This window comes from Micromonospora sp. CA-244673, assembly GCF_050948395.1.
Lineage (GTDB): Bacteria > Actinomycetota > Actinomycetes > Mycobacteriales > Micromonosporaceae > Micromonospora.
In genome coordinates this window covers 4,721,533-4,746,374 of record NZ_CP192019.1, presented here as the reverse complement: position 1 = coordinate 4,746,374, position 24,842 = coordinate 4,721,533, and the positions used below count along the sequence as shown (strand labels likewise).

13 protein-coding genes are annotated in these 24,842 nt (G+C 75.6%); 10 read left to right on the top strand and 3 right to left on the bottom strand.

Translation table 11 applies throughout. The features are described 5' to 3' along the window. Positions 1-282: 282 nt before the first annotated feature. Entirely contained in the window at positions 283-924 is a 642-nt protein-coding gene (locus tag ACQP12_RS21650) for a DUF2201 family putative metallopeptidase (RefSeq protein ID WP_433281486.1), read from the top strand. Positions 925-1,008: 84 nt separating this feature from the next. On the opposite strand, the gene ACQP12_RS21645 is transcribed toward ACQP12_RS21650, so the two are convergent. Then, positions 1,009-3,783, bottom strand: a complete 2,775-nt coding sequence (locus tag ACQP12_RS21645; RefSeq protein WP_433281484.1) for an ATP-binding protein — start codon at positions 3,781-3,783, stop codon at positions 1,009-1,011. A 280-nt stretch (positions 3,784-4,063) separates the two neighbouring features. Between ACQP12_RS21645 and ACQP12_RS21640 the strand changes: the two genes are divergently transcribed. The 3 genes from ACQP12_RS21640 (at position 4,064) to ACQP12_RS21630 (ending at position 6,900) form a co-directional block, all read left to right on the top strand. After that, a complete protein-coding gene (locus ACQP12_RS21640; RefSeq protein ID WP_433281482.1) occupies positions 4,064-4,804 on the top strand; it encodes an NAD-dependent epimerase/dehydratase family protein in 741 nt (246 codons plus the stop codon). Positions 4,805-4,830: 26 nt separating this feature from the next. After that, the gene (locus ACQP12_RS21635; RefSeq protein WP_433281480.1) at positions 4,831-6,036 is read left to right on the top strand and encodes a nucleotide disphospho-sugar-binding domain-containing protein; all 1,206 of its coding nucleotides are present in this window, start codon (positions 4,831-4,833) and stop codon (positions 6,034-6,036) included. A 66-nt stretch (positions 6,037-6,102) separates the two neighbouring features. Continuing rightward, positions 6,103-6,900, top strand: coding sequence for an SDR family oxidoreductase (locus ACQP12_RS21630; protein WP_433281478.1), 798 nt, complete (start codon positions 6,103-6,105; stop codon positions 6,898-6,900). 45 nt (positions 6,901-6,945) lie between these two features. Here ACQP12_RS21630 and ACQP12_RS21625 read toward each other — a convergent pair whose 3' ends face one another. Continuing rightward, positions 6,946-8,370, bottom strand: a complete 1,425-nt coding sequence (locus tag ACQP12_RS21625) for an acyl-CoA carboxylase subunit beta (protein ID WP_433281476.1) — start codon at positions 8,368-8,370, stop codon at positions 6,946-6,948. 391 nt (positions 8,371-8,761) lie between these two features. On the opposite strand from ACQP12_RS21625, the gene ACQP12_RS21620 reads away from it, so the two are divergent. The 6 genes from ACQP12_RS21620 (at position 8,762) to ACQP12_RS21595 (ending at position 12,953) form a co-directional block, all read left to right on the top strand. Next, complete coding sequence (locus ACQP12_RS21620; RefSeq protein WP_433281474.1) at positions 8,762-9,046, top strand: DUF5988 family protein; 285 nt, start codon at positions 8,762-8,764, stop codon at positions 9,044-9,046. A 57-nt stretch (positions 9,047-9,103) separates the two neighbouring features. Beyond that, the gene (locus ACQP12_RS21615; RefSeq protein ID WP_433281472.1) at positions 9,104-10,507 is read left to right on the top strand and encodes an AMP-binding protein; all 1,404 of its coding nucleotides are present in this window, start codon (positions 9,104-9,106) and stop codon (positions 10,505-10,507) included. A gap of 66 nt (positions 10,508-10,573) precedes the next feature. Continuing rightward, positions 10,574-11,425 (top strand): metallophosphoesterase family protein, encoded by an 852-nt coding sequence (locus tag ACQP12_RS21610; protein WP_433281470.1) that lies wholly within the window; start codon positions 10,574-10,576, stop codon positions 11,423-11,425. Continuing rightward, positions 11,422-12,138: a 4'-phosphopantetheinyl transferase family protein gene (locus ACQP12_RS21605; protein ID WP_433281468.1), complete on the top strand. Its 717-nt coding sequence runs from the start codon at positions 11,422-11,424 to the stop codon at positions 12,136-12,138. The genes ACQP12_RS21610 and ACQP12_RS21605 overlap by 4 nt, the downstream gene beginning before the upstream one ends. 111 nt (positions 12,139-12,249) lie before the next feature. Then, complete coding sequence (locus tag ACQP12_RS21600; RefSeq protein WP_357951212.1) at positions 12,250-12,549, top strand: hypothetical protein; 300 nt, start codon at positions 12,250-12,252, stop codon at positions 12,547-12,549. Beyond that, on the top strand, positions 12,549-12,953 hold the full coding sequence (locus ACQP12_RS21595) for a hypothetical protein (protein WP_433281466.1): 405 nt from the start codon (positions 12,549-12,551) through the stop codon (positions 12,951-12,953). The genes ACQP12_RS21600 and ACQP12_RS21595 overlap by 1 nt, the downstream gene beginning before the upstream one ends. Before the next feature lie 87 nt (positions 12,954-13,040). On the opposite strand, the gene ACQP12_RS21590 is transcribed toward ACQP12_RS21595, so the two are convergent. Then, positions 13,041-24,836 (bottom strand): SDR family NAD(P)-dependent oxidoreductase, encoded by an 11,796-nt coding sequence (locus ACQP12_RS21590; RefSeq protein ID WP_433289361.1) that lies wholly within the window; start codon positions 24,834-24,836, stop codon positions 13,041-13,043. Positions 24,837-24,842: the final 6 nt, after the last annotated feature.

The following is a 24,842-nucleotide window of genomic DNA, read 5'->3' as shown; positions in this document are numbered from 1 at the left end:
CCCGCGGTCGGAAGGAGTCCCTCCCACCGAGCTGGCACCGCCGGCCCTCCCGTGCGCACCACGACGGGATGTCCGGCAACGCCCCCGACCGGCGCGCCGGTCACCACCGTCTCCGCGAGCGGGTCGACACCGCCCGGGCCGCGACCGGCGGGGTGTGGCCGCGTGGGAACAGGGGAGGACTGGCATGGCCGACATCCGCGCCCGGTGGGACGGACGCATCCGGTGGGCGGGCCCGGCCCGGACGACCGGTGTGGATGGAGCGCTCCGCCCAGGGCACGGGTCGTGAGGCCGGGCCCGGTCGAACTGGACGAGGTGATGGCGCGGCTGGCCGCCGGTCGGCTCTGGGCGGTGCGCCGGCTGCCGTCGGCGGCGAGCGCCGTCCTGGCCGTGATCACCGCGGTGTGCCCGGCGCCCGACGTCGGGACCGGCAGCGCCGTCCAGGATCCGCGCCCGACGGCCTTCCCGGCTGATCCCCGCTGGGTCGCGTACGTCGACCCGGTGACCGTCCTGCTCACCCCGGTCGAGGAACTCGGGTGGTGGCTGCTCCACCAGGTGGGCCACCTGCTGCGCGGGCACGCCACCCGGTCGCCCCTGCGGTCCGGCCCGGCCGCCGGCACCGATGTGCGGCTCGGGCGCCGCTGGCGCGTGGCCGCCGACGTCGAGGTGAACGAGGATCTGGCCGACCACGGGCTGCGCCCGCCAGCCGGTCAGCCGACGGCTGCGTCGCTCGGGCTGCCGCCCGGCCGCACCGCGCAGGAATACCTGGCCCTGCTCGTCCGCGACGACCGGGACCCGGTGCCCGCCACGGACTGCGGCAGCGCCGTCGACGGTGTCCGGCGCCGCTGGGACGACGCCCGGATCGACGGTCTCGACGCGCTCACCCGGGCGGCGCTGCGGCGCACCGGGCCGGGCCGGCCGAACTAGACCGCCCTGGTGCGGCGCGCCGGGCCGGCTGAACTGGACCGCCCCGGTGCGGCGGGCCGGGCCGGCCGAACCGGACCGCCCCGCTCACCCCCGCCGACCGCCCTCGGTCTGCAGCTCCCACGGCAGGTCGGTGCGGCGCCGGACGTTGAGCTTGCGGTAGACCCGGGTGAGGTGCTGCTCCACGGTGCTGATCGTGACGAAGAGCTGGTCGGCGATCTCCCGGTTGGTGTGCCCGGACGCGGCCAGGCCGGCGACGCGCCGTTCCGCGTCGCTCAGGTCGGTGACCCATTCGTCCGGCACGGTCGGCAGCGCCTCCTCGGTCACGTCCACCCGCACCGTCGCCGGCAGCAGCCTCCGTACGCTGGCCTCCGCACCGCACTCGCGCGCCCAGAGCTGCGCCTGGCGGGCGGCGGCCTCGGCCTGCGGCCGGGCGCCGAGCAGCTCCTGGGTTCGGCTGATGTCGGCGAAGACCAGGGCCAGGTTCAGCCGGTCACTGCACGCCTCGAAATGGGTCAGCGCGTCGTGGAGCAGGGCGGGCCGCTCGGCCGGCGCGACGGTGCCCGCCAGCACCCGCAGGGTCAGCCCCCGCGCCCGGTGCTGCCCGGGCGCGAGCAGGTCCAACTGCTCGCGCAGCAGCTCCCGGGCCCGCTCGGGGCGGTCGAGCGCCAGCAGGGCCAGGGCGGCGTCGCTGCGCCACGGCAGCATCGCCGGTTGGTCCCGATTCCACCGGCGCAGCATCTCGCCGCACCGCTCGAAGTCCGCCAGGGCGGCCGGGAAGTCCCGCGCGGCCAGGTGGTAGCGCCCCCGGGCGTGCAGGTAGGTCAGGCCGAACGAGGTCTGGAACAGCCCCGGCGGCATGGCCACGCCGAGGCACGCGGCCGCGTCCTCCAGGTTGCCCAGCCCCACCGCGGTCAGGATCAACGTGGCGATGGGGATGGCCAGCGCGACGCCCCAACTGGCGGCCGGGAGCAGCTTCAACGCGTCGCGGGCCTGCCGCTGCGACTCCCGCAGGTCGCCCTGCCGGCCCACGATGCCGGCCCGCATCGCGGTGAGCAGGGCCTGCCACATGGGCGCCCGTCGGCCGTCGAGGGCACGGAGCAGGCGGTCGCACCACGACCCGGCCTTCTCCAGCTCGTCGGCGTACATCAGGGCGGCCAGCGAGGTCACGATCGTGCCGAGGGTCAGCTCGTCCGGGTCGCACTTGGCCAGCAGCTGCTCGGACCTGGCCACGTCGTCGCCGCGGGGCGCCGCCCCGGCCAGAGCGTCCACGCCGTGCAGGGTCGGGTCGGCGAGGACGCGCGGCGGGCGCAACGCGGCGGAACGCGGCTGGCGGCTCTCCAGCAGCTGCCCCAGCTCCGGGAAGGCGTGGCCGAGCCACGGGCGGAGCGCCGCGATGGTGACCGCCGCCTCGCCGGTGGGCGGCCCGGGCCGCTCCACGAGCCGGGTCAGCGCCGCCCGTGCGGTGTCGATCTGGCCGGACCAGAGCAGGAACTCGATGACGATGGCCTCGTGCCGCCCGCTGATGAGGCCCTGCCGCAGCGCGTCGACCAGGTCCGGCAGGTGCCGGCTGGCGGTGCCCGGGTCGATCCGCCACTCGATCGCGGCCAGCGTGGTGCGGATGGCGGCCCGCTGCCGCGCGTCCGAGCACTGGTCGTCGGCCAGGCGCAGGCAACTCAACGCCAGGTCCAGCTCGCCCTGCGCGAGGGCCTGCTCGGCGCCGTCGGTGAGCACCCCGATGGTCCATCCCGCGCTCGGATGGCCGGCGGCGACCAGGTGCCGCGCGACGGCCAGCGGCGGGCCGCCCTGCCGGTGCCGCAGGACGGCGGCGCGGGCGTGCAGGTTCACCAGGTCGTCGGGGTCGAGCGTCTCCAGGACGGCGGCCCGGGCGCGGGGGTGCCGGAAGCCGCCGGGGCCGAGCAGGCCGGCGGCGCGCAACGCGGTCATCGCCTCGTCGACCAGCACGGGATGCACGTCCAGCAGGTCGGCGACCAGCGCCGGGTCGCCGTCGTCGCCGAGCAGCGCCACGCCCTGGCCCACCCGGCGGACGATCCCGTCGGTGCGGTGCAGGCAGGACACCACCGCGCGGGTGAACCCGTCACCCACCACCAGCCCGGGCCCCGCCTCCGCGCCGAGGCGCCGGTTGTCCACCAGCAGACCGCGGGCCAGCAGCGGGTTGCCACCGGTGAGCGCGTGCGCCTCGGCGGCCACCGCCGGCGGCTCCCGCACACCCGACACCTCGCCGAGCAGGGCAGCCAGACCGGCAGGGGACAGCGGGGCGAGCCGGAGCCGCCGGCAGTGCGGCAGCCGCAGCAGCTCACCGCGGAGTGCGGACCGCCCCGGATCGGCGTCGGCCGAGAGCGTGAACACCAGCATCACCCGGCCGGTGCTGGCCCGGCGAGCCAGGAACAACAGGGTGGTCAGCGACGGAACGTCGGCGTACTGGAGGTCGTCGACCACGACGACGATCGGCCGGGCCCGGGCCAGGGTGGCGAGTTCGGTCCAGAGCCCGTGCAGGACCGCCGGACGGACGTGGTGCGCGTCGTCGGCGCCGTGCATGTGCAGCGTCGCGGTCAGCACCGCGTTCTCGGTGAGCTGCCGCAGTTGCGCCGAGTGCGGCTCGGCCTGCCGCATGAGCTGGGCGACCAGCCCCAGCGGGCGGTCCCGGTGGCCGCGCGTGGCGGTGGCCGAGAGCAGCACCGCGCCGCGTTCACCGGCGGCGCGGGCGAAGGCCTGCACCAGCTCCGTCTTGCCCACGGCAGTCGGTCCGCTCACCAGGACGACCCGCCCGTCACCTCCCGTCGTGCTGCACAGCTCGCCGATCAGCGAGTTCATCTCGTCGGTCCGCTCGATCAAGGTCATCGTCGAACGCCCCCGGTCGACCCGTCGTTGTTCCCCCGCGACGGCTCCGAAGAGTGACCGCGCGACAGTGCCGAGTGAAGTTTGCCCGCCGCGTGTTTCCACCGCAATACCCGTCGATGGCCGCCGCGGAACGGCGGATCGGCGCCACGGTGACCCGCCCGCCCCTCCTGGCTGGCCGCCCGGCGGCGACGAGGGCGGTTGGGTCCGCTTTGTGGATCCTTCAGCTCCCGATGGTCGGCTCGACGGCGACACGCGGCCAACGGGCGAGGGGCGGACGGGCATGGAGGTGGTGGGACGGGGCTTCCTCGGCCGCGGCCTCGCCCGCCTGGCCGACGCGTACCCCGACGTGACGGTCCTGGCCGCCGGCGTCTCCAGCACCCGCACGGCCGCCGACGACGAGTACCGCCGCGACCGGTGCCGGGTGGCCGAGGTCGCCGGGCGGTGCCGCCGCGACGGCCGGCTGCTGGTCTACCTCTCCTCGGCCGCGGCCGACGTGTACGGGGCACCCGGCTGCCGTGGCCGCGAGGACGAGCCGGTCACCCCGCGCTCCGCGTACGGCCGGCACAAGGTCGGCCTGGAACGGCTGGTGCGCGATTCGGGGGTGCGCCACCTGATCGTCCGCCTCGGCTACGTGGTGGGCCCCGGCCAGCCCGACCACCAGCTGCTGCCGGTCCTGACCCGGGCGGTCCTCGCCGGGCAGGTCGACGTCTTCCGGGGCGCGTACCGGGACCTCATCGCGTTGGACGACGTGGTGCGCATCCTCGACCGCCTGCTCGACGCGCGGGTGGACGGCCAGGTGGTCAACGTGGCCTCCGGCCGGGCGGTGCCGGTGGAGGACATCATCGACCACCTGGAACGGCGGCTCGGCGTGGTCGCCCAACGGCGCTTCGTCGACGGCCACCAGCGATACCAGGTGTCGCTGGCGAAGCTGCGCCGGCTGGTGCCGGACCTGGCCGGGTTCGGCCCGCACTACTACCGGGACGTCATCGATCGGCACCTCGCCCTGAGCCGGTCGGCCTGACCGGTCGCCCCACCGAGGAGGTACCCGTGCGAGTCCTGTTCATCCCCATGGGCTGGTCCAGCCACTACTACCCGATGGTCCCGCTGGCCTGGGCGTTCCGCGCCGCCGGCCACGAGGTGCGGGTGGCCGGGCAGCCGCCGGTGGTGGAGCCGGTGCTGCGCTCCGGGCTGGTCGTGGCGCCGGTCGGTGCCGGCTACGACCTGATGGCCGGCGTGGCCGGGCTCAACGACCGGATCCGCCAGGCCCGGGGCCGGATGCCGGCCAGCGTGGAGGGCATGCGCGCGCTGCCCCCCGAGGTGCTCCGCGACTTCCGCAACCTCCAGTACACCCCGCACGTGGCCGCCGCGACGGCGATGGCCGACGAGGTGGTCGACCTGGCCCGTCGCTGGCGCCCCGACCTGGTGGTGACCGACCCGGTGACGCTGGTCGGGCCGGTGGCCGCCGCGGCGGCCGGCTGCCCGCTCGTGCACCACCTGTGGGGCCCGTACATGCCGGGGCTCGACCACTTCCCGGGGCTCGGCTCCGACCCGGCCGACTGGCCCACGGACCTGCGCGCCCTCTACGCCCGGCTGGGCGTAACCGAGCGGACCCGGTACGCGGCGGCCACCGTGGACCCCTGCCCGGCGAGCCTGCAGAGCGTCGGCGTGCCGGACCGGATCCCCGTGCGCTACGTGCCGTACAACGGCTCGGGCGCCGTGCCGTCCGGGCTGGCCGAGCCGGCCGGTCGACCCCGGGTGTGCGTGTCGTGGAGCATGTCGAACACCCTCGCGGTCGGCGCCGACGGCTTCCAGGTCCCGGAGATCATCACCGCGCTGCGCCGGCTCGACGTCGAGGTCGTGGCCACGGTGAAGGAGTCCGACCGGGCGGCGCTCGGCGACCCGGGCCCCGGGGTCCGGCTGCTGACCGAGACGCCGCTGCACCTCATCCTGCCCGGCTGCGCCGCGGCGGTGCACCACGCCGGCGCCGGCACCATGCTCACCGCCGCGGCCTGCGCCGTGCCGCAGGTGATGGTCACCCCGGTGCCCGACCAGACCTTCAACGCCGAGCGGCTCGCCGCCACCGGCGCCGGCATCGCCCTGAAGGCCGACGGGACCACGGTGGACGACATCGCCACGGCGGTCTCCACGGTGCTCGCCGATCCGGGTTGGGCGGGCGCGGCCGCCCGGCTGCACGCGGAGATCGTCGCGCAGCCCAGCCCGGCCGAGGTGGTGTCCGCGCTGGTCGGGCTGTGAGCCGCCGGCGCACCCAGATGTGGAGCTGGTCCGCGGCCGCACGCCCGGACCGAGGAAGGGGTTGACGTGACGGAACGACAGGTCTTCGCGCCGGACGCGCTGGCCGGCCAGGTCGCGGTGGTGACCGGCGGCGGCACCGGCATCGGGTACGGCATCAGCCGGGCCCTGCTTCGCCACGGCGCCACGGTGGCGATCGCCTCCCGCAACGCCGAACGGCTCGCCGCGGCGGCCGAGGCGCTCAAGGTCGACACCGGCGGCACCTGCGTGGCGGTGCCCTGCGACGTACGCGAGGAGGGGGCCGTGCGGGCCCTGGCCCGCGGCGTCCGCGATCAGCTGGGCCCGGTGTCCCTGGTGGTGAACAACGCGGCCGGCAACTTCCGGATGGCGGCCGAGAAGGTCAGCGCGCGGGGCTTCCGCACCGTGGTGGACATCGATCTCTTCGGCACGTTCCACGTCAGCCAGGCATTCGTCCGCGACATGATCGCCGCCGGCGGCGGTTCCATCGTCTCGATCCTGATGCCGGACCCGGAGCGGGGCTTCCCGCTCTACTCGCCGGCCGGGGCGGCGAAGTCGGCCATCCTCTCGCTGACCCGCTCCTGGGCGCGGGAGTGGGGGCCGCACGGCATCCGGGTCAACGCCATCGGCCCCGGCCCGATCCCCACCGAGGGCGTGGCCGTGAACATGATGGGCATGTCGTCGCAGGAGAGCGCCGACGTGTTCGGCAACATGCGCGACACCCTGCCGCTGCGCCGGCTCGGCACCGCGGACGACGTGGCCGCCGCGGTGGTCTTCCTCGCCTCGCCCGCCGGCTCCTGGATCACGGGAAACCTGCTCAACGTGGACGGCGGCGTCTCCCTGCCCTGACGGGGACGGCTCCCGCCGCCCGGCCGGGCGGCGGGAGCCGTCGCCTCACAGCGGGATGTTGCCGTGGTGGCCGCGACGGGCCGGCGCGGCCGCGATCGCCTCCGCCACCCGGCGCCGGGTGTCCGCCGGCTCGATGATCTCGTCGACCACACCGAGCGACAGCCCCCGGTCCAGCCCGCCCGCCTCGACCTCGTGGGCGGCGACCAGCCGGGTCAGCAGGGCCGGCCGTTCCTCGTCGGAGGCCGCGGCGAGCGCCCGGCGGTGCAGGACCTCCACCGCCGCCTGCGCGCCCATCACCGCCACCTCGGCGTCGGGCCAGGCCAGCACCGCGCTGGCGCCGAGCGAGCGGGAGTTCATGGCGATGTACGCGCCGCCGTACGACTTGCGGGTGATCAGCGTGACCCGGGGCACCACCGCCTCGCCGAAGGCGTGCAGCAGCTTCGCGCCGCGCCGGACCACCCCGCCGCTCTCCTGGCCCACCCCGGGGAGGTAGCCCGGCACGTCGACGATCACCAGCAGCGGCACCCCGAACGAGTCGCACATCCGCACGAACCGTGACGCCTTCTCGGCCGACAGCGAGTCCAGGCAGCCACCCTTGTAAAGCGGGTTGTTGGCGATGACGCCGATGGCCCGCCCGCCCAGCCGGCCGAGCCCGGTCACGATGTTGCGCGCCCACCGGGGCTGCGACTCTTCGAAGTCCCGGTCGACGATGGCGCGGACCAGCGGCCGCACGTCGTACGCCCGGCGGGCCGTCTCGGGCAGCAACGCCCGCAGGTCGCGTGGCTCGGCGACGGCGGTGGGGTCGACGACGCCGGGATGCGCGAGGAGCGCGGTGAACCGGCGGGCCCGCTGGTAGGCGTCGGCCTCGGAGTCGGCGATGACGTGGGCCACCCCGGACGACCGGCTGTGCGTCCCGGCGCCGCCGAGGGTCTCCATGTCGACCTGTTCGCCGGTCACCCGGCGGACCACGTCCGGCCCGGTGACGAAGAGCCGGCCGTTGGTCGCGGAGAGGATGACCAGGTCGGTCAGGGCCGGCCCGTACGCGGCCGCGCCGGCCGCGGGACCGAGGACGACGGAGAGCTGCGGGACCCGGCCCGAGGCGCGGATCATCGCGGCGAACATCTGCCCGACGCCGTCCATCGACTCGATGCCGTCGGCGAGCTTCGCGCCCCCGGAGTGCCACAGCCCGACGACCGGGCAACCCCGGTGCAGGGCCAGGTGGATCGCCTCGACGATGTTGCGGGCCCCGCGCGCCCCCAGCGCGCCCCCCATCCGGGTGGCGTCGGTGCAGTACGCCACCGCACGGGCGCCCGCGATCCGGCCGGTCGCCACGGCGACCCCGGCCTCGTCGGCGGGTCGGAACACCGACATGGTGCCCGGGTCGAACAGTTGGCCGAGCCGGACCAGGGGATGCCGCGGATCGGTGGTCGCCTCGACGCCGACGGCGGGGGACACGACGGTGACGGTCATGCGCACTCCTCAGCTTCAGCGCGGCGGACGCGGCGATCGACGCCGGAAATGTGGTCGGACAGTCGCCGCACCCGCGCCAGCATGAGGCGGCGGACTAAAGCCGCGGCAATGCGCGGCCATCGACCGACCAGCATTTCCGGTAGGGGTGCGGATAAGGGTTGGCGGGGCTGTGTGATCTGGCTAACTTGAGCCCTGGTCGGGGTCGGACGAATCCGGTCCGCCCCGCCGCCGACAGCCCGCTGACCACGCGTTACCCGTGGCTCGACCACCGTCGTTCGAGGTTCGTCCCCGTCCGGGAAAACACGTCCACGTCACCGGTCCACACATTCGGCGAATTGCCGCCGACGCCGCCGAATGCGGTGCGGCGACATTGAGGTGAAAGGTTCTCGTGATGACTGACATTTCGCAGCCCACCAGCACCTGTCCCGCCCCGTACGACGGTCTCGACCCCATCGGCCGGGCGGCGGAGGCAGCCCGGCTCATCGACGTCGTCCTCGAGGGCGGACCGCGGCACCTGCCGCCGGAGTGGCGGTCGCAGCGGCTCGCCCCCACCGACCAGAAGGTCAAGCTCGCGCACAACGGCGGCTACGAGCACTTCGAGCACGACGGTGTCGTCCCGGCCGACGGCGAGCCGGTGGTGTTCCGCTGGACCCGCCGCACCCGGGTCGCCGAGTAGCGTGTCGTCCGTGGCGCGTGGACCCGCCGCGCCCGCCGTCCAGGGAGCCTGATCCGCATGCTGCTCGACGCCCTGCACGCCGGCGCCGACCACCCGGCCGCGCTGCGCCTGCGCGGCCGGGACCTGTCCCGGCAGGAGCTGCTCGGCTGGGCCGGGTCGGTGGCCCGGGACATCCGCGGCGCACCGGCCGTGGCGGTCCGGGCGGAGCCCACCGTGACCACCGCCGTCGCGGTGGTCGCCGGGCTGCTGGCCGGCGTGCCGGTCGTCCCGGTGCCGCCGGACGCGGGCCCCGCCGAGCGGGGGCACATCCTCCGCGACTCCGGCGCGGCGCTGCTGCTCACCGGCGACCGGGAGCCGGCCGCCGACGGCGAGCCGCCGGGGCTGCCCATCGAGCGGGCTGGCCGGGCCGACGTCGACTGGGCGCCGCCCGGCCCGCAGCAGCCCGCCCTGATCCTCTACACCAGCGGCACCACCGGCGCGCCCAAGGGCGCGGTGATCCCGCACGCCGCCGTCGCGGCCGGCCTCGACGCCCTCGCCGAAGCCTGGCGGTGGACCGCCGACGACGTGCTGGTCCACGGGCTGCCCCTGTTCCACGTGCACGGTCTGGTGCTGGGCCTGCTCGGCCCGCTGCGCATCGGCTGCCGGCTCGTGCACACCGGGCGGCCCACCCCGCAGGCGTACGCGGCAGCCGGCGGCTCGCTCTACTTCGGCGTCCCCACCGTGTGGTCCCGGATCGCCGCCGACCCCGCCGCCGCCCGGGCGCTGCGCCCGGCCCGCCTGCTGGTGTCCGGCAGCGCCGCCCTGCCGGTGCCGGTCTTCCACCGCCTCGCCGCCTGGTGCGGCCAGCCGCCGCTGGAGCGGTACGGGATGACCGAGACGCTGATCACCGTCAGCGGACGCGCCGCGGGCGACCGCCGCGCGGGCCAGGTCGGGCTGCCGCTGTCCGGCGTGCGGACCCGCCTGGTGGACGACGCGGGCACGCCCGTGCCGGCCGACGGCAGCTCCATCGGCCGCCTCCAGGTCCGCGGGCCGACCCTGTTCAGCGGCTACCTCAACCGCGAGCCGGTGCCCATGCCGGACGGCTGGTTCGACACCGGCGACATCGCGGTGATCGGGCCCGACGGCTGGCACCGGATCGTCGGGCGCGCCTCGATCGACCTGATCAAGACCGGCGGCTACCGGGTCGGCGCCGGCGAGGTCGAGGACGCGCTGCTGGCCCACCCGGCGGTCACCGAGGCCGCCGTGGTCGGCGCCCCGCACCCCGACCTGGGCGAGGAGATCACCGCGTACGTGGTGGCCGACGGGGCCGAGCCGCAGCAGCTCATCGACTTCGTCGCCCGGCACCTGTCCGTGCACAAGCGACCCCGCCGGGTGCACCTGGTCGACCGGCTGCCGCGCAACGCGCTCGGCAAGGTGCAGAAGACGCTGCTGCGGGACCCCGCGCCGGTTAGGGGCGACTAGGGGGTTGGCGCGTCGCACCCCCGTCACTAGCGTCGGGACCCACCACAGCACCGGGAGGTGAACGACGTGGGGCGACCCCGCACCGGCAACCTGCTCGCGGTCAGCGACCTGCACGTCGCGTACCAGGAGAATCGCGACGTGGTGGCCGGCCTGCGTCCGGAGACGGACGACGACTGCCTGATCGTCGCCGGCGACGTCGGCGAGCTCTTCGGCGACGTCGAGTGGGCGCTCACCCTGCTCAGCAGCCGGTTCGCCACGGTGGTCTGGGCGCCGGGCAACCACGAGCTGTGGACGCCCCGGGAGGACCCGGTGCAGTTGCGCGGCGAGGCGCGCTACCGGGAGCTGGTGCGGCTCTGCCGCGAGCTGGGCATCCGCACCCCGGAGGACGACTACCTGATCTGGACCGGTGCGGGCGGCCCGGTGGCCCTCGTGCCGCTCTTCCTGCTCTACGACTACTCGTTCCGCGCCCCGGGCGCCACGACGAAGGCCGACTCGCTGGAGCGGGCGTACGCCGCCGGTGTGGTCTGCACCGACGAGATGCTGCTGCACCCCGACCCGTACCCGAGCCGGGAGGCCTGGTGCTGGGCCCGGGTGGCCGAGACCGGACGCCGGCTGGCCGCGCTGGACCCCGCCGTCCCGACCGTGCTGATCAACCACTTCCCGCTGGTCCGGGAACCGACCCGGATCCTGCGCTATCCCGAGTTCGCGCAGTGGTGCGGCACCGAGCTGACCGCCGACTGGCACCTGCGTCACCACGCCGCCGCCGTGGTCTACGGCCACCTGCACATCCCGCGCACGACCGTCCACGACGGCGTGCGCTTCGAGGAGGTCTCGCTGGGCTACCCCCGCGAGTGGCGGCGGCGCGCCACCCCGCCCCGACCGGTGCGCCGGGTGCTCCTGCCGGAGCCGGTCCGGTGATCGGGGAGCTGCTGCCGGCCGGGGTCGCCGCGGCCGAGGCGTACGGGGACCCGCCGGACGCCCGCCTGTTCCCGGCCGAGGAGGCGCTGGTGGCCGGCGCGCTGGAGAAGCGGCGCCGGGAGTTCACCACCGGCCGGCATCTCGCCCGCCGGGCCCTCGCCGAGCTGGGCGTACCCCCCGTCGCACTGCCGGCCGGAACGCGCCGGGAACCCCTCTGGCCGGACGGCACGGTCGGCAGCATCACCCACTGCACCGGCTACCGGGCCGCCGTCGCCGCCCGCGACGGCACCCTGCTCAGCGCCGGCATCGACGCGGAGCCGAACGAACCGCTCCCCACCGGGGTGCTCGACTCGATCTCCCTGCCCGGCGAGCGGGCGCGCGTCGCCGAGCTGCTGCGGCACGACCCGGCGGTGTGCTGGGACCGGCTGCTGTTCAGCGTCAAGGAGTCGGTCTACAAGGCCTGGTTCCCGCTGACCGGGCGCTGGCTGGACTTCGAGGAGGCCGACGTGAGGATCGAGGCGGCCGGCACCTTCCGGGCCCGGCTGCTGGTGCCGCCGCCGACCCTGGCCGACGGCCGCCCGCTCACCGGCTTCACCGGCCGGTGGCTCGCCCGGCACGGCCTCGTGCTCGCCGCCATCGCCGTACCCGTGGCCACCCCGACCGTGCCGCACCGCACGGCCCACCCGGCGGGCGCCCGCCGCGGGTCCGGCTGACCTCCGCGCGACCCCAACGCGCGCTTCAAGCTGCCTTTGGCCCGGTCCCGCACGATGGCCCCCTACGCCGCCCGGTCGAACCCGTCGCCCGGCACGGATTGGAGGCCCACGATGAGCGTGGACGGTAAGTGGAACCTGGTGATCGAGTCGCCGATGGGTCGCCAGCAGGTGTCCGTCGATCTCGTGGAGGACGCGGGCACGGTGACCGGCACGATGGTCAACACCGGCCAGAACCTGTCGACGGAGATCTTCGACGGCACGGTCGACGGCGACGCCCTGCAGTTCAAGGCCAAGCTGCCGCACCTGAAGATGACCGTCACCTTTCACCTGGCCGTGCACGGCACCGAGCTGTCGGGCAAGGTCAAGGCGGGCAAGTTCGGCGGCTTCAAGGTGTCCGGCGAGCGTGCCTAGTGAGCCGCCCGAACCGGGTCTCTTCGGCGCTGCGCGCCTGGTGGCGCGAGTACTGGGCGGCCCTGCCCCACTTCGCCGTGACGATGAGCGGCTGGGTTCCGCTCGCGTCGCCCGGCGGCATCGTGGCGGGCCCGCCCGACGGGTGGACCACACCGGCCGGCGGCCCGCCGCCCGGCTGGGCTCCTCCCGCCGCGGGCCCGGCCGGGCGGAACTCGCCCCCGACCGTCCCGGCACCGCGCCGCGATCCTGACGGCGGGCGGTACACGCCCGACCCCCGTCCCGGCTACCGGCCGGCGCCGCCGCTGAGCCGCCGGGAGCGGCGGGCCTGGGCGGCCCTCACCGGCTCGACGCGGCTCACCTCCGGTGAGGACCCCGGGCGGGCGGACCCGCCCGTGCGCCGCTGAGCCGGAGGTCCCGCACGGCGACATCAGGCCCGGGGTGGCGACACCCCGGGCCTGACCGTGTACGGGGGCTGCGCGCCCCCGCCACCGTCACCCCACCTTCCGGCCCAGCTCCTGGTCGATGAAGTCGAAGATCTCCGTGGTCGACGCGGTGTTGATCCGGCCGTCCAGATCGCCGTCCTCGGCGGCCTCCCACCGCTTGCCCAGCAGCGCCAACCTCCGCTGCAGGCGGTTCCGCACCTCCTGGAAGGTGGCCTCGTCGAGGGTGGCCTCGGCCAGCACCCGGTCCAGCCGGGCGAGTTCGTCGAGCACGTCCCCGGGGCGGCCGTCCCCGGTCACCGGGATCCGGGCCAGCAGGTACGTGGCCAGGGCGTCCGCCGTGGGGTGGTCGAAGACCAGCGTGGCCGGCAGCCGCAGCCCGGTGGCGGCGTTGAGCCGGTTGCGCAGTTCGACCGCGGTGAGCGAGTCGAACCCGAGGTCCTTGAACGTGCGCTGCGGCTCGACGGCCTGCGGATCGGTGTGCCCGAGGACGGTCGCGATCTGCTCGCGTACCAGCCCGAGCAGGTAGGGCAGCCGCTCGGGCTCCGCCAGTGCGCCGAGCCGATCGGCCAGCGCCACCTGGGGGGCCACCGGGCGGCGGGACTCGGGCAGCAGGCCCCGCAGGATCGCCGGCACCGGGCCGGTGCGCAGGGCGGCCAGGTGGAGCGCGACCGGCACCAGCGCCGGCTGCCCCGACGCCAGGGCGGCGTCGAGTAGGGCGTGGGCGTGGTCGGTGGGTATGGGGAGGAGTCCGGTGCGTGCTAGCCGGTGTTGGTCGGTGGTGGTGAGGTGGTTGGTCATGCCGGTGGTTTGTTGCCAGTAGCCCCAGGCGAGGGCGGTGGCGGGGAGGCCGTGGGTGTGGCGGTGGTGGGCGAGGGCGTCGAGGTAGGTGTTGGCGGCGGCGTAGTGGGCTTGTCCGGGGCTGCCGAGGGTGCCGGCGGCCGACGAGTAGAGGACGAACGCGGCTAGGTCGAGGTCGAGGGTGGCGTGGTGCAGGTGCCAGGCGGTGTCGATTTTGGGTTGGAGGACGGTGTGGATGTGTTGGGGGGTGAGGGTGGTGAGGGTGGCGTCGTGCAGGGTGCCGGCGGTGTGGAAGACGGCGGTGAGGGGGTGTTCGGTGGGGATGCCGGCGAGGAGTGATTGCACCTGGTGGGGGTCGGTGGTGTCGCAGGCGATGGTGGTGACGGTGGCGCCGAGGTTTTGCAGCCGGGTGGTGAGTTCGGGGGCTCCGGGGGCGTGGGGGCCGCGGCGGCTGGCGAGGAGGAGGTGTCGGGTGCGGCCGGTGGTGGTGAGGTGTTCGGCGAGGAGGGCGCCGAGGGTGCCGGTGCCGCCGGTGATCAGCACCGTCCCCTCCGGATCCAGCGCGGCGGGAGCCGCGGCCTCGACGGCCCGGTACCGGGCCAGCCGGGGGGCCAGCAGCGCGCCCTCGCGTACCGCCAGTTGCGGTTCGTCGGTCGCCGCCGCCGCCCGCAGCGCCTCCGCGCTGCGCGGGTGGTCGTCCGTGTCGACCACGACGAACCGGTCCGGGTGCTCGACCTGGGCGCTGCGGAGCAGCCCCCACAGCGCCGCCCCGGCCAGGTCCGACACCGCGTCGCCGGGACGGGCCGCCACGGCCTGCCGGGTCAGCACGACCAGCCGGCTGTCGGCGGCGCGGTCCTCCCGCAGCCACGCCTGCAGCGCGGCCACGGTCCGCTCGACCACCTCGTGCACGGCTGCCGGCTCACCCGTCGCCTCCTGAGCGGTGGCCCGGACGAGGACGGTCTCCGGCACGGGCTCGGCCGCGGCCAGGAGAGCCGCCAGGCCGTCCAGATCGAGGACCGGCGGCACGGCCGGCGGGAGCGCGCCGGTGGTGACCGCCGGCGACCAGGTCACCCGGTGGAGCAGATTCTGGCTGCCGGCGTGCCGTAGCTGCTCGGCCGGCATGGGGCGGACGGTCAGCCCGGCCACCGTCACGACCGGCGCGCCGGCGGGGTCCGTGGCGGTCACCCGGACGGTGTCCGGTCCCGTGGCGACGAGCCGTACCCGCAGTTCCCGGGACCGGGTGGCGTGCAGGGCGACGCCGGTCCACGCGAACGGCAGCCGGAGGCCGTCGGCGTCGCCGGTCAGCGCGAGCGGGTGCAGGGCGGCGTCCAGCAGCGCCGGGTGGATGCCGTACCCGTCGACGTCGACCTCGTCGGGGAGGCGGACCTCGGCGTGCACGTCGTCGCTGTCCCGCCAGACCGCCCGGACGCCCTGGAACGCCGGCCCGTACCCGAGACCGGCCGTCGCCAGGTCGGGGTAGGCGGTCGTCACGTCGACGGGGGTGGCCGTGGTGGGCGGCCATTCGGCCGGCCCGGCGCCCGGTTCCGCCGGGGCGGGGGTGGTGGTGAGGATGCCGGTGGCGTGCCGCGTCCACTCCTGACCGTCGCACCGGGAGCGGATGGTGACGGCGCGCCGGCCGGTGTCGTCGGGCGCGCGCACCTCGACCTGGAGCTGCACGTCGCTGTCGGCGTCGAGGGTGAGCGGCGCCTCGATGGTCAGCTCGTCCAGGTGCGGGTGTCCGGTGTGGTGGCCGGCGTGCAGGGCCAGGTCGACGTACGCGGTGCCGGGCAGCAGGACGGTGTCGGTGACGGCGTGGTCGGGGATCCACGGCTGCCGGTCGAGGGTGAGCCGGCCGGTGAACAGCACTCCCTCCTGGTCGGGCAGCTCGATCGCCGCGGCGAGGAGGGGATGGTCGGCCGCGCCCTGGCCCAGGTCGGCCGGCTCCCCGGCGGCGGCCCGGGTGGTGAGCCAGTAGCGCCGCCGCTGGAACGGGTACGACGGCAGGTCGATCGGCGGGATCACGGCGGGCAGCAGCGGCTGCCAGTTCACCGGGAGGCCGTGGGTGTGTGCGGTGGCCAGGGCGGTGGTGAGTTGGCCGGTGGTGTCGCGGCGCATGCTGGGTAGGGCGATGATGTCGCGCTGGTCGGCGGTGTCCTCGATGGGTTGGATGAGGACGGGGTGGGGGCTGAGTTCGATGAAGGTGGTGTGGCCGTCGCGCAGGAGTGCTTCGGTGGCGGTCTGGAACTGCACGGGGTGGCGGAGGTTGTCGTACCAGTAGTCGCTGGTGAGGGTGTCGGTGTCGATGCGGTCGCCGGTGTAGGTGGAGTAGAAGGCGACATCGGTGGGGGTGGGGGTGATGCCGTCGAGGGCGGCGAGGATTTCGTCGTGCAGTGCTTCGACGTGCGGGGTGTGGGAGGCGTAGCCGACCGGCAGGATCCGGGCGGGGATGTCGCGGTCCTTGCAGTGGGCCACGATCGCGGCGACGGCGTCGGGGTCGCCGGCGATGACGGTGGCGTTGGGTCCGTTGACGGTGGCGATGTAGGCCCGAGGGGTGGCGTCGGGTCCGTCGGCGGTGACGGCGGATTCGTCGGCGGTCGTGATGGTGTGCAGGAGTTCGGTGACTTGGTCGGCGGGTAGGGCGAGGGAGGCCATGTCACCGTGTCCGATGAGTGCCGTCAGTGATCGGGCGCGTAGGGCGACGATCTTCGCGGCGTCGTCGAGGGTGAGCGCCCCGGCGGTGTGGGCGGCGGCGATTTCGCCTTGGGAGTGGCCGATGACGGCGTCGGGGGTGATGCCGTGGTGCCGCCAGACGGCGGCGAGGCCGGTCATGACGGCGAACAGCACGGGTTGGACCACGTCGACGCGGGTGAGCCAGTCGGGGTCGTCGTCGTGCAGCACGGCGTGCAGGTCCCAGTCGACGTAGGGGCGCAGCGCATCGGCGCAGGCGTCGAGGTGAGCGGCGAACACGTCGCTGTGGGTGGCGAGTTCGCGGCCCATGCCGAGCCATTGGCCGCCCTGGCCGGGGAACACGAACACGGTCCGGCCGCTGTGGGAGGCGGTGTGCTGGAGCAGCGCGGGATGCGGCCGGTCCTCGGCGAGCGCGCGCAGCGCCTCGGTCGGGTCCGGGGTCGGCAGCACGGCGGCGCGGTGCGCGAACACCGCCCGGCCGCCGGCCAGCGCGGCGCCGATGGCCACCCGGTCCACCTCGGGCCGCCGGGCGACGTACCCGACGAGTCGCGCGGCCTGGTCCCGCAGCCCGGCGGGGGTCTTCGCGGAGAGCAGCCACGGCAGCGGCACGGACGCCGCCGCTGCGGCCACCTTTTCCGGCTCCGGGGCCTGCTCCAGGACGATGTGCGCGTTCGTGCCGCTGATCCCGAACGAGGAGACGGCCGCGCGGCGCGGCCGGCCCTGCTCCGGCCACCGCCGGGCCTCGGTGAGCAGGGCCACCGCGCCGGCGTCCCAGTCGACGTGGCCGCTGGGCCGGTCGACGTGCAGGGTGCGGGGCAGCACCGCGTGGCGCAGCGCCTGGACCACCTTGATGATGCCGGCGACCCCGGCGGCCGCCTGGGTGTGCCCGATGTTCGACTTGATCGAGCCGAGCCAGAGCGGCTCGTCACCGGCGCGCTGCTGGCCGTACGTGGCGAGCAGCGCCTGCGCCTCGATCGGGTCGCCCAGTGTGGTGCCGGTGCCGTGCGCCTCCACGGCGTCCACGTCGGCCGGGCCGAGGCCGGCGGCGGCGAGCGCCTGGCGGATCACCCGCTGCTGGGACGGCCCGTTCGGCGCGGTCAGCCCGTTGCTCGCGCCGTCCTGGTTGACCGCCGAGCCGCGGATCACGGCGAGGATCCGCCGGCCGTTGCGGCGGGCGTCGCTGAGCCGCTCCAGCAGGATCAGCCCGGCGCCCTCGCCCCAGCCGGTGCCGTCCGCCGCGTCCGCGAACGACTTGCACCGGCCGTCCGGCGACAGGCCCCGCTGCCGGCTGAACTCGAGGAAGATCTCCGGCGTGGCCATGACGGTGGCGCCGCCGGCCAGCGCGAGGGTGCACTCGCCGCTGCGCAGGGCCTGCACCGCCAGGTGGGTGGCCACCAGCGACGACGAGCATGCGGTGTCCACGGTCACCGCCGGCCCCTCCAACCCCAGCGCGTACGCCACCCGGCCCGAGGCGACGCTGGTGGTGTTGCCGGTCATCAGGTAGCCGGCCACCTCCGAGGCGCCGTGCTGGGTGGTGGGGGCGTAGTGCTGGGCGACGACGCCGGTGAACACGCCGGTGGGGGTGGCCCGCAGGGCCGCCGGGTCGATGCCCGCGTGTTCGAGGGTCTCCCAGGCCGTCTCCAGGAGCAGCCGCTGCTGCGGGTCCATGGCGGCCGCCTCCCGCGGGTTGATCCCGAAGAAGTCGGCGTCGAACACGTCGGCGTCGTGGACGAAGCCGCCGTGCCGCGTGTACGTGGTGCCGATCCGGTCCCGGTCGGGGCTGTAGAGACCGTCGACCGGCCAGCCCCGGTTGGTGGGGAACGTGGACATGGCGTCGACGCCGTCGGCCACCAACCGCCACAGCGCGTCGGCCGAGTCCGCGCCGCCGGGGAACCGGCAGGCCATGCCGACCACGGCGATCGGCTCGTCGGTCGCCGTGGTGACCGGGGCCGCCGTGGTGGCCGGCCCGGTGCCCGGGTCGGTCAACTCGTGCAGGTGCCCGGCGAGCGCCTCGGCGGTCGGATGGTCGAAGACGAGCGTCGCCGGCAGCCGCAGCCCGGTGGCGGCGTTGAGCCGGTTGCGCAGCTCCACCGCGGTCAACGAGTCCAGCCCGAGGTCCTTGAACGGGCGCCGCGGGTCGACCGCACCCGCGTCCGGATGCCCGAGCACCGCGGCGATCTCGGTGCGGACCACCCCGAGCAGGTACGGGCGGCGCTCGTCGGCGGCGAGCCGGGCCAGCCTCCCGGCCAGCCCGTCGGATCCACCGGCGCCCGCGGCGGCCCGCCGGCCCGTGCCGCGGACCAGGTCGCGCAGCATCCCCGGGAGCGGTCCGGCGGCGGCCCGGGCGCGCAGCGCGGCGAGGTCGAGCGCGGCCGGCACCAGCGCCGGCCGGCCGCCGGCCACCGCCGCGTCGAGCAGGTCGAGCGCGGCCGGCGCGGAGAGCGGGCGCAGGCCGCTGCGCGCGATCCGGGCCTGGTCGGTGGCGTCGAGCTGACCGGTGATGCCGCTGGTGTCGGCCCACAGCCCCCAGGCCAGCGCGGTGCCCGGCAGGCCGGCCGCCCGGCGGCGCTCCGCCAGCGCGTCGAGGAACGCGTTCGCCGCCGCGTAGTTGCCCTGCCCCGGGCCGCCCAGCGTGCCGGCGATGGATGAGTAGAGGACGAACGCGGCCAGGTCCAGGTGCCGGGTGGCCCGGTGCAGGTGCCACGCGGCGTCCACCTTGGGCCGGAACACCGCCCGCAGCTGCTCGGGGCGCAGGGTGTGCAGCGCGGCGTCGTCGGTCACGCCCGCGGTGTGGTAGACGGCGGTGAGCGGATGCTCGGCGGGCACCCCGGCGACCAACCCGGCGACCGCCGCCGGGTCGGCCGTGTCGCAGGCGGCGACGCTGACCGTCGCCCCGAGCGCTTCCAGTTCGGCGACCAGCTCCGGCGCCCCGGGCGCCGACGCGCCGCGCCGGCTGGCCAGCAGCAGGCGCCGGGCCCGGCCGGTACGCACGAGATGGGCGGCGAGAAGCCGGCCGAGCGTGCCCGTGCCGCCGGTGACCAGCGTCGTGCCGTCCGGGTCCGGCGGCGCCGGCAGGGTGACCACCACCTTGCCGACGTTGCGCGCCTGCGCCAGGTGGCGGAACGCGGCGGGCGCCTCCCGCACGTCCCAGGCGGCGAACGGCAGCGGCCGCAGCGCGCCCCGGTGGAAGAGGGCGGTGAGCTCGCCCAGCATCTCCTGGATCCGGTCCGGGCCGGCCTCCATCATGTCGAACGCCCGGTACGCCACGCCCGGGTGCGCGGCAGCGACCTCGTCGGGCTGCCGGATGTCGGTCTTGCCCATCTCGATGAACCGGCCGCCGCGCGGCAGCAGCCGCAGCGACGCGTCGACGAACTCGCGGGCCAGGGCGTCCAGCACCACGTCCACGCCGCGCCCGCCGGTGGCGGCCAGGAAGGCCGGCTCGAAATCGAGGGTACGGGAGGAGGCGAGGTGGTCCTCGGCGACGCCGAGGCCCCGTACGGCGGGCCACTTGCCGGGGCTGGCCGTCGCGTACACCTCGACGCCCCAGTGCCGGGCCAGTTGCAGCGCGGCCATGCCGACGCCCCCGGCGGCGGCGTGCACCAGCAGCGTCTCGCCGGGGCGCAGGCCGGCCAGGTCGACCAGGCCGTAGTACGCGGTCAGGAAGGTGACCGGCACGGTGGCCGCCTCGGCGAAACTCCACCCCGGCGGCATCCGGGTCAGCAGCCGCCGGTCGGTCACCGCGTACGGGCCCATCCCGCCGGTGACCAGGCCCATCACCCGGTCGCCGGGGGCCAGGCCGGTGACGTCGCCGGCCACCTCGACCACCACGCCCGCCGCCTCGGTGCCGATCAGCGCGCTGCCCGGATACATGTCGAGCGCCAGCAGCACGTCACGGAAGTTGAGGCCGGCCGCGCGGACGGCCAGCCGAACCTGCCCCGGGGCGAGCGGCTGCTCGTCGGCGTCGCAGGGCACCAGCTCCAGGCTCTCCAGGGTGCCCGGCGCCGGCACGTCCACCCGCCAGGCGGCCACCCCCGCCGGCGGGGTGAGCCGCTGGCCGTCGGTGAGCCGTCCGAGCCGTGGCGCGTACGCCTCCCCGTCGCGGAACGCGAGCTGCGTCTCGCCGACGCTCAGCGCCGCCGGGAGCGCCTGCCAGGACGATGGCAGGCCGTCCAGGTCGGCGACCACCACCCGACCCGGGTACTCCGACTGGGCGGTGCGGACCAGCCCCCACACCGCGGCGCCGCCCAGGTCGTCGACGGTGTCCCCGGAGCCGACCGCGACCGAGCCCACGGTCAGCACCAGCAGCGGCACGTCCGGGTACCGCTCGTCGGCAAGCCCGGACCGGAGCAGGTCGAGGACCTGCCGGACCGATTCGTACGCGCCCTCCGGCACGTCCGTCCCGGTCGGCGTGGGGGCGGCGAACGCCAGCACGTCCGGCAGCGGCGCCCCCTCGGCGAGCGCCTCGTCCAGCGCGGCGAGGCTGTCGTACCGCAGGTCGGTGACGCCGTCGGGGACGGCGGCCGGGCCGACCAGCGCGATTCGGGACGGTCCGGGGCCGGCCGGCGGGCCGAGCGGCGTCCAGTCCACGGCCAGCAGGTCACGGGGGCTGCCGCGCCGCTCACCGGGGCGGGGGGCGGCCCGCATGGCCAGCGCCTCGACGGTGACCACGGGCTGCCCGGCCGGGTCGGCCACGGCGACGGCGACCGCACCACCCGGGGCGGGAGCGACCCGGACCCGCACCTCCCGGGCCCCCGTCGCGGCCAGGCTCACCCCGGACCAGGCGAACGGCAGCCGCACCGCGGGCGGCGCGCCGGGCGGGGCGTCCCGCAGCGCGCCCAACGCGATCGGGTGCAGGGCGGCGTCGAGCAGGGCGGGGTGCACCCCGTACCCGTCGTCCGTCACCTCCTCGGGGAGGACGACGTCGGCGTAGACGACGTCGCCGTCGCGCCACGCGGCGCGTACCCCCTGGAACGCCGGGCCGTACCCGACGCCGGCGTCCACCAGTTCGGCGTAGAGCGTGTCCACCTCGACCGGTGCGGCGCCCGGCGGCGGCCACGCCGCCGGGAACGGCTGCTGCGCGACCGGGGTACGGCTGAGCGTGCCGCTGGCGTGCCGGGTCCAGGTCCCGTCCTGTTCCTCGGCGGCGGGCCGGGAGTGGATGCTGACCGGCCGGCGGTCCCCGTCCGGCGGCCCCAACTCGATCTGGAGGTCGACGGCGTGGTGGCCGGCGAGGGCGAGCGGCGCCTCGATGGTGAGGTCGTCCAGGTGGGGGTGTCCGGTGTGGTGGCCGGCGTGCAGGGCGAGGTCGACAAAGGCGGTGCCGGGGAGCAGGGCCGTGCCGGCGATGACGTGCTTGGCGAGCCATGGGTGGGTGGCGGTGGAGATCCGGCCGGTGAAGAGGTGGGTGTCCGCGTCGGCGAGGCTGAGCGCGGCACCGAGCAGCGGGTGCCCGGCGCTGTTGAGGCCGAGGTCGGTGGCGTCGGTGACGGTGGCCGGCGGGGTGAGCCAGTACCGCTCGTGCTGGAACGCGTAGGTGGGCAGCGGAATGGTGGGTGCGGGTTCGCTGGGGAGCAGGGGTGTCCAGTCGACGTCGATGCCGGTGGTGTGGGCGGTGGCCAGGGCGGTGAGCAGTGTCGTGGTGCCGTCGTGTCCGCGCTGCTGGGTGGCGATGGTGGTGATGTCGGTGAGGGTTTCCCCGGTGAGGGTGCTCAGCGTCGCGTCCGGTCCGACTTCGATGTAGTGGGTGACGCCGAGGCTGTGCAGGGTTTCGGTGCCGGTGGTGTAGGACACCGTCTCGCGGATGTGGCGGGTCCAGTAGTTGGGGTCGGCGAGTTGTTCGTCGGTGGCGAGGTGTCCGGTCAGGTTGGACACGATGGGCAGCGCCGCCGGCCGGTAGGTGACCCGGGCGGCGGCTTCCCGGAAGTCATCGAGGATCGGGTCGGTGTGGGCCGAGTGGAAGGCGTGGGCGACGTGCAGCTTCCGCGCTCGCACACCCTGCTCGGTCAGCTGGGCGGCGATGGACTCGATGGCGTCGGTGTCGCCGGCGAGGACGAGTGAGGTGGGGCTGTTGTGCCCGGCCAGGCTCACGTCGGGGTGGGCGCTCAAAACCGGTTCGATCTGGTCCAGGGGTGAGGTGACGGCGAGCATCGCGCCGGCAGGCATGGCGTGCATGAGCCGGGCGCGGGTGGTGACGAGCTGGGCAGCGTCGTCAAGATCCAGGACGCCGGCGACGTGCGCGGCGGTGAGTTCGCCGATGGAGTGCCCGATGAGGTGGTCCGGTCGGACGCCGAAGCTGTCAAGGAGCCGGACCATGGCGACCTCGGCGGCGAACAGGGCCGGCTGGGTGTAGCGCGTCTGCCCGAGGAGGTCGGTGGACGCGCCGCACATGACTTCCCGCAGTGGGTGGTCCAGGTGCGGGTCCACCGCGGCGCAGACCTCGTCGAGGGCGGCGGCGTAGACGGGGAAGCGGGCGTACAGGTCGGCGGTCATGCCGGGGTGCTGGGCGCCCTGGCCGGTGAAGAGGAACGCCACCTTCCCGACGGTCCCGGCCGCGCCGGTGACCAGCGCCGGGTGCGAGCGGCCGGCGGCGAGCGCGTGCAGGGCGGCGATCAGGTCCGCGGCGGCGTGCGGCTCGGTGCCGGTGGGGCGCGACGCCGCTGGGACGATCGTGGCGCGGTGGGCGAAGGTGGTCCGGGTGGTGGCGAGGGCGTGCGCGACCTGGGCCGGGTCGAGGTCGGGGTGCTCGTCGAGGTGTCCGGCCAGCCGGGCCGCCTGGGCGCGCAGCGCCGCCGGCGTCTTCGCCGACAGCAGCCACGGCGCGGTGATCTCCGGGGCGCCGCCGTCCGCATTCCGCCCCTCCGGCGTGGTGCCGACCGCCAGCTCGCCGACCGCCGGCTCGCCGGCCTCCGGCGACCGGCTCCCGGCCCCGGCCGCTGTCGGGCGCGGTGCCGTCGAGCGGGCTGCCGTCGCACCGGTTGCGGTCGGTCGGCCGGGCTCCGGGTCGTCGATCGGGTCGGACGCCGGGGCTTGTTCGATGATGACGTGGGCGTTGGTGCCGCTGATGCCGAAGGAGGAGACGGCGGCGCGGCGGGGCCGGTCGTGGTCGGGCCAGGTGGTGTTCTCGGTGAGCAGGGCGACCGCGCCGGATGTCCAGTCCACGTGCGACGAGGGCGCGTCGACGTGCAGGGTCCTCGGCAGTGTCCCGTGGCGGATGGCCTGGACCATCTTGATGATCCCGGCGACGCCGGCGGCGGCCTGGGTGTGGCCGATGTTGGACTTGATCGACCCGAGCCGGAGTGGCGTCTCGCGGTCCTGCCCGTAGGTGGCGAGCAGGGCCTGGGCCTCGATGGGGTCGCCGAGGGTGGTGCCGGTGCCGTGGGCCTCGACGGCGTCGATGTCGGTGGGGGTGAGGCGGGCGTTGGCCAGGGCCTGGCGGATGACCCGCTGCTGCGACGGTCCGTTGGGGGCGGTCAGTCCGTTGCTGGCGCCGTCCTGGTTGACCGCCGAGCCGCGGATGACCGCGAGGATCGGGTGGCCGTTGCGCTGGGCGTCACTGAGCCGCTCCAGCAGGATCAGGCCGACTCCCTCGGCGAAGTTCGTCCCGTCCGCCGTGTCGGCGAACGCCTTGCACCGGCCGTCGGGGGCGAGCCCGCGCTGCCGGCTGAACTCGATGAAGGCGCGCGGCGTCGGCAGGACGGTCGCGCCGCCGGCCAGCGCCATGGTGATCTCGCCCTGGCGCAGCGCGTGGCAGGCCAGATGGGTCGCCACCAGCGAGGACGAGCAGGCCGTGTCCAGTGTCACCGCCGGCCCCTCCAGCCCGAGGGTGTACGCGATCCGGCCCGACGCCACGCTCGTCGTGGTGCCGGTCAGCAGGTAGCCCTCGTACGACCGGGCCTGCTCGTGGGTGCGCGGGCCGTAGTCCTGCGCGATCACGCCGGTGAAGACCCCGATGGCGGCCCTGGCCAGGCGGGTCGGGTCGAGCCCGGCGCCCTCGAACGCCTCCCAGCTCGTCTCCAGCAGCAACCGGTGCTGCGGGTCCATGGTGAGCGCCTCACGCGGGTTGATCCCGAAGAAGTCCGCGTCGAACCCGCCCGGGTCGGTGAGGAACGCCGACTCGCGGACGTAGATCCCCCCGGCCCGGTCCGGGTCCGGGTCGTAGAACTCGTTGACGTGCCAGCCCCGGTCGGTCGGGAAGGGACCGACGGCGTCACCGCCCGCGACGAGCAGCCGCCACAGGTCGTCCGGGGTGCGGACCCCGCCCGGGTAGCGGCAGGCCATCCCGACGACGGCGATCGGCTCCTGCCGGCGTGACTCGACCGCCTGCAGCCGCTGTCGCGTGCTGTGCAGGTCGGCGGTCACCCGCTT

Excerpts from the sequence above, each read along its gene's own strand:
- ACQP12_RS21640 (WP_433281482.1), top strand. The coding sequence starts at position 4,064 with ATGGAGGTGGTGGGACGGGGCTTCCTCGGCCGCGGCCTCGCCCGCCTG.
- ACQP12_RS21600 (WP_357951212.1), top strand. The coding sequence starts at position 12,250 with ATGAGCGTGGACGGTAAGTGGAACCTGGTGATCGAGTCGCCGATGGGT.
- ACQP12_RS21620 (WP_433281474.1), top strand. The coding sequence starts at position 8,762 with ATGACTGACATTTCGCAGCCCACCAGCACCTGTCCCGCCCCGTACGAC.
- ACQP12_RS21615 (WP_433281472.1), top strand. The coding sequence starts at position 9,104 with ATGCTGCTCGACGCCCTGCACGCCGGCGCCGACCACCCGGCCGCGCTG.
- ACQP12_RS21625 (WP_433281476.1), bottom strand. The coding sequence starts at position 8,370 with ATGACCGTCACCGTCGTGTCCCCCGCCGTCGGCGTCGAGGCGACCACC.
- ACQP12_RS21645 (WP_433281484.1), bottom strand. The coding sequence starts at position 3,783 with ATGACCTTGATCGAGCGGACCGACGAGATGAACTCGCTGATCGGCGAG.